The sequence below is a fragment of the Methyloceanibacter sp. genome (genome assembly GCF_058506495.1).
Genome location: NZ_JBZMXT010000030.1, coordinates 18,505 through 27,437 on the forward strand (window position 1 = coordinate 18,505; position 8,933 = coordinate 27,437).

Sequence of the window (8,933 nt, forward strand, 5' to 3'; positions counted from 1 at the left end):
AGTCGGCCGATGTTTGGATCTGCCTTAGGCCTGAAGTACCTAAGTCGGTTCTAGCGGAGTACGTCCAGTGGTCGATGCTGCAAAGCGAAATTTGTTAGCTTCGGGAATCAGTCGTCCAATTTAACCGCAGCCGGCGCGACGTATTGCTCCAACTTATTGAGCCAACGCCGAAGCCGCGAGAGATTGGCGCCGAGATCGCTATAGCCGAGCTGCGAGCGTGAGTACATCGCCAAGCTAGCGCCGTCAGGTTTCTCGATGTAGCGAACGACTATCGTGTCGGGAAATTTTAGAACTTCGCTTCGCTGCATATAGCGCTCAGTCAGCGTGGCATCGTTGCGATCGACAAGGATTGTCCTTGGCTCGGATGCTATGACTTTGGCCATCGCCGCCTGAAGAGTAGCCACATCAACTGCGAACTCGGGCGTGGTGAGGTCGCTCCTGGCCTTGCGAAAGCCTCGTGGGCACGCCAGGGCGTCATTGGGAGTGCTGCGGCGCTCCAAAGCATCAAAGTCAACCGGTCCCAGGTCAGGCGGGCCGAAAAGACTCCAGAGCCGCTCGAATACAGGCATATGAGCTTTAGTGCCTCCGTCCAAGAAACCGGAGTTTAGCAGATAGCGAGAGTGCTACCGCTTTCCAGTAGAAACCTTTCATCAAGCATGGGTCGACGTATTCAAGCGAACACGGACCTTACGATGCTACTTGTCCGAAATTTCGTGTCCGCTTGCCGCTATCCGACGAGACTATCGAGACGGCACAAAATATTTGTCTTTGGATCGGAACCAAACATGCTCCTCGCTCGGCATTGACGCCCTCAAACTGCCAAAAGCGGGTTTGAAGGTAAGTGGCATGAAGTCATGCTTCCAGCTATTGGCACTTGCTATCGTGTTCACGACCTCGACGCTGCCCGCTGTCGCCGACAATGCGGAGAAGCGGGAACAGGCTGAGCGAGTTGTCACAGAGTTCTGGGACCGTGTTTGGTCTGCGCCTGCTGACTTGCGCGCGATCGACGAACTGGTCGTGGTCGACTTCGGGTTGACCAGTGCGGGTCGCGAAATCGAGGGGCGCGACAACTTGAAAACATGGGTTGAGGCATTTCAGGAGAAGGCCAAGGATGTTCGGCTATAGGCCCTGGAGACCTTCGCCAACGCGGACGCAAAGCGCGTGACATCGCGCTGGCAGGCAACTGGACTTAACAACCGGGTTCTCGGGACGGAGCCTGACGGGCGCCCTATCTCTTTTACCGGCATTGCGATTTGGGAGATTCGTTGGACTGAGGACGGGCCGAAACTGGCCCACAACTGGGTGGAGCGAAGCGCCTGGGAGCTCTACCAAAGCCTGACGAGCGGCTCTGACGACTAGTCTAAGCGAGGGGTCAGATGCCCAATCTAAACTGGCGATCCCGGCAGGACTCGAACCTGCAACCCCCTGCTTAGAAGGCAGGTGCTCTATCCGGTTGAGCTACGGGACCACACAAGCGCAGAGTATAGCCCGACTCGCCTGAATTCAGTGTGTCCAGCTGTCGGGGCGGCCGTACTTGAAGTTCTCTGCGTAAGACTTCGGGCGGATCTTTGAGGCCGGCGGCTCTTCCAAGCGAAAGGCAATGCCGTTTTCCTTCGCGTAAGCGATGGCCTCGTCCTTTGTTGCAAAGCTCAGCCTGATTTGTCGCTTGGTGTCGGATGAACTTGTCCAGCCCATTAACGGCTCGATTTGGCGTGGCTGGTCGGGGACGTACTCCAAGACCCAATCGCGGGTCGCTCCCTTGCCCTGCTGCATGACATTTTGGGCGGGTTTATAAATCCGGGCCGTCATTGAGTGTCCACCTAAAGCAGCTTTTTTCCCATCAACTGGACAGCCGTCCAATCAGAACAGTGAGTGGTCGGGGCAGCAAGATTCGAACTTGCGACCCCCTGCTCCCAAAGCAGGTGCGCTACCAGACTGCGCTATGCCCCGTTAAGACCACACGGCACGGACATGACAGCCAAATCCGGCGCAGGCAAGCCTCTTAACACAAGAAACGCTTCACGGGTCACTTCATACTCAGATCAGTGGCTTGACGCTAGCCCCGCGACGGTAGGCCACTGTCACCAGGTTCCGGATTGTTCCGCCTCTTTGGCAGGCGACTGCCCAAGACCTGGGAACACCACGCGATCGCCCGGCTTCAAGCCAATCCGAGCCGCTTCTCCTGCATTCAGTTCCAGAACCGCCTCAGCGATCCCTCCCGAGTCGATGACGTCCGTGGAGAACGGCTCGGTGTTGGCCTCAATGCGTAGAACGGTTCCCTGCTCGGAAATGAAAATCATGTCGAGGGCGATATAGGTGTTTCGCATCCACATGGTTGCGCGTCGAGGTGGGTCATGGAGAAAGATCATGCCGTGATCTCGTGGCATCGACCGACGGAACATAAGGCCCCGGACTTTCTCCTGAGGGGTATCGGCAACCTCGACAGTGTAACTATGCTTACCTGTGCCTGTCTCAAGCACCACTGTGCCGGTCCCTTTGGCAGAACTAGACGCGAGCGGCACCAAAATAAGTGCCGCCGTGAGCCACAAAAACGTGAGATTTCTGCGAATAGATCCAGCGATCAGTGGGAGGCCGGGCCGTTGGCGCCATCCGGCTTGATTTCCGCGGCCATCAAGCCTTTGGGGCCTTTCCCGAACCGAACGAGAAGAGATTGACCCGGACGAAGTTCCGTAAATCCGCACCGCCGCAGCGTCTCCATGTGTACAAAGATATCCGGCGTCGAGGGGCCTCTCGTTAGGAAGCCAAAACCGCGGATCCGATTAAACCATTTAACCATAACCCGTTCCCAGTCGCTTTCGGGAACGACCACCACATGCGTTCGCTGGGGCAGCTGAGAGGGGTGGACGGCTGTTGTATCGTCGATTTCCAAAATACGAAATGCTTGCAGTCCCTTTGGACGACGAAGAACTTCGCAAACGACTCGTGCGCCTTCGTAGGCAGTCTGGTGACCATCGCGCCGCAAGCACGTAACGTGCAACAGGACATCGGGAAGGTCGTCGTCGGGGACAATGAACCCATATCCCTTCGACGCGTCGAACCACTTGATTGCGCCGGAGACCTCGAAGACATCGACAGTGGCATCGTCGATAGCGGCCTCTTCGGTGTGTTGGGTAAGTTCCTCCTCAAGTGGCGATGCTTTCGCCGCCATGCCGCATTCCCCCGCTGAACAAAGTAAGATCGACTCGATGCCGCGATATACGAATCAAATAGTGCGTTTCCATTAGGATAACATCGGCTGTTTCAACCGCCAGATGATTTTTGCTGCTTGCATACTCTTCTCCACAGTGCGGGTGCGAAGTTGTCATTATGAGACGAGCGCACGCGCAACCTTCTGATCGATAAGAGAAACCGAAGGCCGTCGAGCGTTGAGTGTCTATTCGCCGCTTGAGACGCAAAATCTCGGTGAAGCGCATGCAAACTTTTCTTGTATCAAACAAAATTGGGATTTCGTCATATCGGACCGCGCGCTGTGGGCGCGATGCAACATATGAAATAAAAATTGCATTCAGCGCTTGCCAGAAGAGGTATTCGTTATCTTGCCATCATCCTCTTAAGGGCTTTAGGGTCAGCCTCAGAGCCAACCCAACCGCGCTTGCTGGCGGAGGAAGGACGCTGTCGATGAAGTATCTCCACACCATGGTTCGCGTCTCGGACATTGATGAGTCGCTTGATTTCTACTGCAACAAGCTCGGACTGAAAGAGACCCGTAGGATGGACAGCGAGCAAGGCCGCTTCACGCTCATCTACTTGGCCGCGCCAGGCGACGAAGATGCAGAACTCGAACTCACCTACAATTGGGATCCCGAACCGTACGATGAAGGACGACACTTCGGACATCTCGCTTATGCAGTCGACGACATCTACGAGACATGCCAGCGGCTCATGGATGCTGGTGTCACCATCAACCGTCCACCGCGGGATGGCCACATGGCCTTTATTCGTTCACCAGACAACATCTCGATCGAGTTGTTGCAAAAGGGAGGTCGTCTGCCTCAACAGGAACCCTGGGCGTCGATGCCCAACACGGGAACTTGGTAGCAGAGCGAGACGGAGAAATTGCTAGAGCGAGATCTGTTCGTGGCGCCGGCATGATTGCCGTCTGTCAACGAGACAGAGCACGCTTACTGGCTTATCAGCGAGACAAGTCAAGACGAATGGCTGTACTCCGACCTGGCAAGTGCTGGCCGGCCTTCGCTAACCCCCTCAGAACATGGGTGTTTCGGGCCAGATGCCGCGGTCTCTGGGTTGCGCTCTCAAACCGCTGGACGACATGACCCCGGCGCCCAGGGAGTCTAAACGCCGGGGCCAGTGAGCACCGCGGTTGTCGGAACAGAAGGATTCTCACCGCGATGGCTCGCAAGGAAACCCGACGGTCCCCATGCATACCGCCGAGACTCCGTTGGGTTGCGGCATCCGCCACCGCTCTTATTTGGGTAGCTGTGGACGTTCTCCTCATGGGAAAGGGCCGTCTGTCCAATGGGATTTAACCGCGGAAAATTTGTGAGCCAAAAACCGCCTTCGGAGTAAGCTCCCGTGACATTGCACCAGCTTTCGCCTAACTGGCACTTCGGGCGAAGGAGCGCCCATCGGCCCTATATCGCGTGTCGGGGAGAGAGAGTTCGATATGACGTTTGATGAGTTTGGTGACTTGGTCGGGAAAGTGGCTGCGTACGCCATCGGCATTCCTCTGATACTTGTCACGCTCCTTGTGGCTTATTGGCTCGTCGTCGTTATCCTGCGACTTGCAGGTGTGATCGAGTTGCCGGACCCGATCTATTTGCTTCCTGCCGAGTGGCGCGAGAAACTGCCCATCCCCCAATAGTCTAAGCTGGAAGGCATTGATCGACGACGCGCTTTTTTGGGTCACGTATCGGCCCGCGATAACCCGCAAACGATTGCTTAGTGCTGGGTCTCGAATGGCACTCCCTAGGGGAATCGAACCCCTCTTTCCAGGTTGAAAACCTGGCGTCCTAACCGATAGACGAAGGGAGCGTGCCGGTCGCGAGACCGCTGATATAGATAGCTTTGCGACGTCTAGCAAGAGCGCTGTCTAAGACGCCGCGCCTCATCCCCGCAAGCCCCTAGCCCGCGGACTCCGGTTTTTCAGCAGCGTCTTCGATCATCAGCTCGATGCGCTCCCGCCCCTGCCAGCTCGACCGTCGCAGATGGCCGGCGATGTGTAGCTGTTGCCCGTCCCCGTTTATCAAAGTCTCTCCGAGCGGCGACCCGTCGACACGGAACGCGACTGCATCGATGCGACTACCGTCGGCGGCTCTAAGGGTGCAGCGCATGTGCCCATTGCCAAAGGTGCGCAGCCGCATCAGTCGATGTGCCGGAAAGACAAAGCGCGGCCTCGGATAACCAGGGCCATAAGGGCCCGCCCTTTCGAGATGGTTGAGCAAGTCCGGTGTGACGCCACCGGCTGACAATGCGCCATCAAGGTAGAGCGTACGGTTTGCTGAGGAATGGGCAACAGGTTCAGTGAGGCGCTGACTGATAAACGCGGCGGCCTCTGTTCGCTTGCTCCAATCTAGAGTGAAGCCAGCAGCCATGCTGTGTCCGCCGCCTTTGAGAAACAGCCCCTCCTCCACCGCATCCCGTACGACCGAGCCGAGATCCACAGATGAGATGGAGCGGGCGGATCCCGTGGCGACGCCGTCGCTGTTTATCGTCATCACGAAGGACGGACGGTGAAAGCGCTCCGTGAGCCGGCCTGCCACGAGACCAACGAGACCCCTGTGCCATTCGGCGTCTCCGAGGAACAGAAACGGTGCTTTTGGGTCCGCCTCGACAGTCTGTTCGCCCAAGGCAGTCGCCCCCTCGAGCATATGGTGCTCGATGGCCTTGCGCTGGCTGTTAAGCGCTTCTAGTCGCGCGGCAATCGTTGCGGCTTCATTTTCGTCTTCCGTGGCAAGGAGCCTCGCGCCGAGGCCTGACGCACCTACCCGACCGCCGGCGTTGATCCGCGGACCCAATACAAATCCGAGGCTGTAGGTCGACGGTGCTTCGGTAAGCCTGGCCTCGTCGGCAAGCGCCCGGAGGCCCACATTGTGCCGAAGTCGCAGGACTTTCAGACCCTTTGCGATGAAGGCGCGGTTCACGTCCTCGAAGGGCACTACGTCGCAGACTGTCGCGAGGGCGACGAGGTCGAGAAGCCCCAGTAGATCCGGAGAAGGCTGATTCTTATAGGCCCCCAAGCGTCTTAAAGCGGCAGACGTGGCAACGAGGAACAGGAATACGACGCCAGCCGCAGCCAGATGCCCCTGGCCCGACACGTCGTCCTGCCGGTTCGGATTTATGACAGCAAGCGCGGGCGGGAGATTTTCGCCCGTCTGGTGGTGATCTAGAACGATTACATCGGCACCTGAATCATTGGCGGCTGAAATCGCTGTTGCACCTGCCGTTCCGCAATCCACGGTCAGGATGAGCTTGGCGCCCTCGTCGACGAGCCCACAAAGGGCCTCAGGTGACGGGCCATAACCCTCGGTCAAGCGGTCAGGAATGTAGGTCAGGCATGCTTGCCCATGGGCCCTCAAGAAGCGCTCGATGAGAGCAACAGAGGACGCTCCATCGACATCGTAGTCTCCGAAGATCGCGATAGTTTCTTTTCTCATGATGGCCGCGGCCATGCGATCAGCCGCGGCGTTCATGTCACGAAGGCGCAAAGGGTCCGGCATCAATGTCCTGAGCGAGGGATCCAGGAAGCGCTCGGCGGTTTGCATATCGGCTCCGCGTGCCGCAAGGACTCGGCCAATCAGGTCCGGTAGAGCATTGGCCTGCGCAATGGCCGTCGCAATATGCGCGCGCGCTGGATCTAGTCGTTCTATCCAGCGTTGACCGCGCGCAGAGCGCTCCACGGCAAGCATTGTGGGTTTTTCCGAGCTCGCGTTTTCGTCTTGGCGTTTCAAAGATGCGGTCACGGTTGGACTACGACGTGTTTTCGAGGGCGCGGGCGATAGTTTCAAGTGAGCGCCCAGAGTAGCCGATTCGACGCTGTTCCCGATTCAGTCAAATTTTCTAGGATCGGCGTGGTCTGTTCTTATCCAGCGCCGTGTATGCGTGGAAGCTCGCATCACGACGCTTTCCGTGGTGATCGTTGTTGGACTGTGATGAACGCCAGCCATCATTGAGCCGTCCGTGATCCCCGTCGCCGCAAAGCTGAGGTCCCCAGCGACCATATCCTCAAGCCCGTAGGTCTTGGTCAGGTCGGTGATCCCTGCCAGCTTTGCCCACGCACGATGCTCCTTATTGAGGGCAACGAGGCGTCCTTCCATCTGGCCGCCGATGCAAGCCAACGCAGCAGCGGCCAAAACGCCCTCGGCCGCACCGCCAATCCCCAGATACATGTCGATACCGGTCTGTGATGGATTCGTAACGTGGATTACGCCTGCAATGTCGCCATCGCCGATCAGGCGCAAAGCTGCCCCAGCGGTTCGGATCTCCTCAATGAGGTACCCGTGACGCGGCCGGTCGAGAACACAAACCGTCAGATCCTGTACTCGCACGCCCTTGGCCTTTGCCAGAGCATTGAGGTTTTCCGTCGGTGTGGCGGCAACGCGTACAATGCCCTCAGGATAGCCTGGCCCGACTGCGACTTTCTCCATGTAGATCGGTGGGACCTTGAGGAGACTTCCTCGCTCCGCAACAACCAGGACGGACATGGCGTTGGGAAGGGCCTTTGCACAGAGGGTGGATCCTTCGATTGGATCGACGGCCAAATCAAGAGCCGCGCCTGAGGGCGAGCCCGCGCCAATCTTCTCGCCCAAATAGAAGACGGGGCAGTCGCCCTCCTCGCCTTCGCCGACGACGACCACACCCTCAAATGGCAGCCGGGCTACTTCGCGATGCATAGCAGCAGCAGCGGCAGCGTCAGCCGAGGCTTCGTCACCACGACCAAGCCACTGAGCTGCAGCCACGGCCGTCGCTTCTGTTACCCGGACAATATCGAGCGCCAAGGCTCGGTCGAGCTCTGTTCCCTCAACTGCCTCCGACACGCCAAAACCTCCCTCGTGCTAAAGCAGGCCGTCGACCATCAGCGTAATGACCGTTAAAGTTTTTCGATTCTTATCATTTGCGGCTTGGAGTCCACATGCCCGTCCCGTTCAATGGCCGCAAGCGCCTTTCGAACGGCGGCTTCTGTAGTCTCGTGCGTTACCATCACGACGCTGGCTTGGGGCTCACCCTTCTTGCGTGTGCTCCGGCCTTGACCCGGACGCTCACTATCCGAACGGCGCTGAACAATACTCTCAAGTGAGATTCCCTGCGTTGCCATGCGTTGGGCAATCGCGGCGAATGCGCCGGTGCGATCGTATACGGAGAGACGGATATAGTAGCCGCCCTCGTGTGTCCGCATGGCAGCCTTTTTGTAGGCCTTCATGTGCTTGGCTTTGATGCCGAAGGGCCGAAGAACGACGCCCCGAGCGATGTCGATAATATCGCTCATCACTGCAGAGGCTGTCGGCCCACCACCGGCGCCTGGACCAATCAGCATGACGTCACCAATGAAATCGCCATCGATGGCGACGCAATTGGAGACGCCATCGACATTTGCGATGGCTGTATCCCTTGGCACCATGGTGGGATGGACCCGCTGCTCTATCCCACTATCGGTTCTAAGAGCGACACCAAGCAACTTTATGCGGTAGCCGAGATCGGTGGCTGCCTCGATATCAGTGAGGGTAATTGTTTCAATCCCCTCTACATAGATGGCATCGAAGCGCGTGCGGGTGCCAAAAGCCAAGCTTGTCAGCAGTGCGAGCTTGTGTGCGGTGTCAAAACCGCCGACGTCGAATGCGGGGTCGGCTTCGGCGTAACCCTGTTCCTGTGCCTCCTGTAAGACGTCGGCGAAGTGACGGCCTTCCCGCTCCATCTTTGTCAGGATGTAATTGCAAGTCCCGTTCAAAATTCCGAAC

Annotated in this window: 11 protein-coding genes and 3 tRNA genes; 4 read left to right on the top strand and 10 right to left on the bottom strand. The window is 57.8% G+C overall.

Going from position 1 to position 8,933, the window contains the following annotated elements; genetic code table 11:
* Nucleotides 1–107 precede the first annotated feature (107 nt).
* Entirely contained in the window at nt 108–569 is a 462-nt protein-coding gene (locus AC33YF_RS07345; protein WP_491776551.1) for a DUF1499 domain-containing protein, read from the bottom strand.
* 277 nt (nt 570–846) lie between these two features.
* Here AC33YF_RS07345 and AC33YF_RS07350 point away from each other — a divergent pair, with 277 nt between their 5' ends.
* Both AC33YF_RS07350 and AC33YF_RS07355 read left to right on the top strand, forming a co-directional pair.
* Nucleotides 847–1,125, top strand: a complete 279-nt coding sequence (locus AC33YF_RS07350) for a hypothetical protein (RefSeq protein WP_491776552.1) — start codon at nt 847–849, stop codon at nt 1,123–1,125.
* A gap of 36 nt (nt 1,126–1,161) precedes the next feature.
* A complete protein-coding gene (locus AC33YF_RS07355; RefSeq protein ID WP_491776553.1) occupies nt 1,162–1,359 on the top strand; it encodes a hypothetical protein in 198 nt (65 codons plus the stop codon).
* A gap of 32 nt (nt 1,360–1,391) precedes the next feature.
* On the opposite strand, the gene AC33YF_RS07360 is transcribed toward AC33YF_RS07355, so the two are convergent.
* The 5 genes from AC33YF_RS07360 to AC33YF_RS07380 form a co-directional block, all read right to left on the bottom strand.
* Nucleotides 1,392–1,468: transfer RNA gene (locus AC33YF_RS07360), tRNA-Arg, on the bottom strand.
* A 35-nt stretch (nt 1,469–1,503) separates the two neighbouring features.
* Entirely contained in the window at nt 1,504–1,809 is a 306-nt protein-coding gene (locus AC33YF_RS07365; RefSeq protein ID WP_491776554.1) for an ETC complex I subunit, read from the bottom strand.
* A 64-nt stretch (nt 1,810–1,873) separates the two neighbouring features.
* A tRNA-Pro gene (locus tag AC33YF_RS07370) sits at nt 1,874–1,950 on the bottom strand.
* A 131-nt stretch (nt 1,951–2,081) separates the two neighbouring features.
* Nucleotides 2,082–2,522: a DUF192 domain-containing protein gene (locus tag AC33YF_RS07375; RefSeq protein WP_491776555.1), complete on the bottom strand. Its 441-nt coding sequence runs from the start codon at nt 2,520–2,522 to the stop codon at nt 2,082–2,084.
* Between the two features lie 59 nt (nt 2,523–2,581).
* Nucleotides 2,582–3,169, bottom strand: coding sequence for a cold-shock protein (locus tag AC33YF_RS07380; protein WP_491776556.1), 588 nt, complete (start codon nt 3,167–3,169; stop codon nt 2,582–2,584).
* Between the two features lie 470 nt (nt 3,170–3,639).
* Here AC33YF_RS07380 and AC33YF_RS07385 point away from each other — a divergent pair, with 470 nt between their 5' ends.
* Together AC33YF_RS07385 and AC33YF_RS07390 are read left to right on the top strand one after the other, a co-directional pair.
* Nucleotides 3,640–4,059: a VOC family protein gene (locus AC33YF_RS07385; RefSeq protein ID WP_491776557.1), complete on the top strand. Its 420-nt coding sequence runs from the start codon at nt 3,640–3,642 to the stop codon at nt 4,057–4,059.
* A 586-nt stretch (nt 4,060–4,645) separates the two neighbouring features.
* Nucleotides 4,646–4,843: a hypothetical protein gene (locus AC33YF_RS07390; RefSeq protein ID WP_491776558.1), complete on the top strand. Its 198-nt coding sequence runs from the start codon at nt 4,646–4,648 to the stop codon at nt 4,841–4,843.
* A gap of 95 nt (nt 4,844–4,938) precedes the next feature.
* On the opposite strand, the gene AC33YF_RS07395 is transcribed toward AC33YF_RS07390, so the two are convergent.
* The 4 genes from AC33YF_RS07395 to AC33YF_RS07410 all read right to left on the bottom strand — a co-directional run.
* Nucleotides 4,939–5,013, bottom strand: a tRNA-Glu gene (locus tag AC33YF_RS07395).
* 89 nt (nt 5,014–5,102) lie between these two features.
* Complete coding sequence (gene recJ / locus AC33YF_RS07400) at nt 5,103–6,941, bottom strand: single-stranded-DNA-specific exonuclease RecJ (protein WP_491776559.1); 1,839 nt, start codon at nt 6,939–6,941, stop codon at nt 5,103–5,105.
* Between the two features lie 84 nt (nt 6,942–7,025).
* The gene (glpX, locus tag AC33YF_RS07405) at nt 7,026–8,015 is read right to left on the bottom strand and encodes a class II fructose-bisphosphatase (protein WP_491776560.1); all 990 of its coding nucleotides are present in this window, start codon (nt 8,013–8,015) and stop codon (nt 7,026–7,028) included.
* Nucleotides 8,016–8,068: 53 nt separating this feature from the next.
* The coding region (locus tag AC33YF_RS07410; RefSeq protein WP_491776561.1) for a homoserine dehydrogenase at nt 8,069–8,933 on the bottom strand (865 nt) is incomplete at its 5' end.

Bases quoted from the DNA above. Each gene is read 5' to 3' on its own strand.
- AC33YF_RS07345 (WP_491776551.1), bottom strand. From the start codon at position 569: ATGCCTGTATTCGAGCGGCTCTGGAGTCTTTTCGGCCCGCCTGACCTG.
- AC33YF_RS07350 (WP_491776552.1), top strand. From the start codon at position 847: ATGAAGTCATGCTTCCAGCTATTGGCACTTGCTATCGTGTTCACGACC.
- AC33YF_RS07365 (WP_491776554.1), bottom strand. From the start codon at position 1,809: ATGACGGCCCGGATTTATAAACCCGCCCAAAATGTCATGCAGCAGGGC.
- AC33YF_RS07380 (WP_491776556.1), bottom strand. From the start codon at position 3,169: ATGGCGGCGAAAGCATCGCCACTTGAGGAGGAACTTACCCAACACACC.
- AC33YF_RS07385 (WP_491776557.1), top strand. From the start codon at position 3,640: ATGAAGTATCTCCACACCATGGTTCGCGTCTCGGACATTGATGAGTCG.
- AC33YF_RS07390 (WP_491776558.1), top strand. From the start codon at position 4,646: ATGACGTTTGATGAGTTTGGTGACTTGGTCGGGAAAGTGGCTGCGTAC.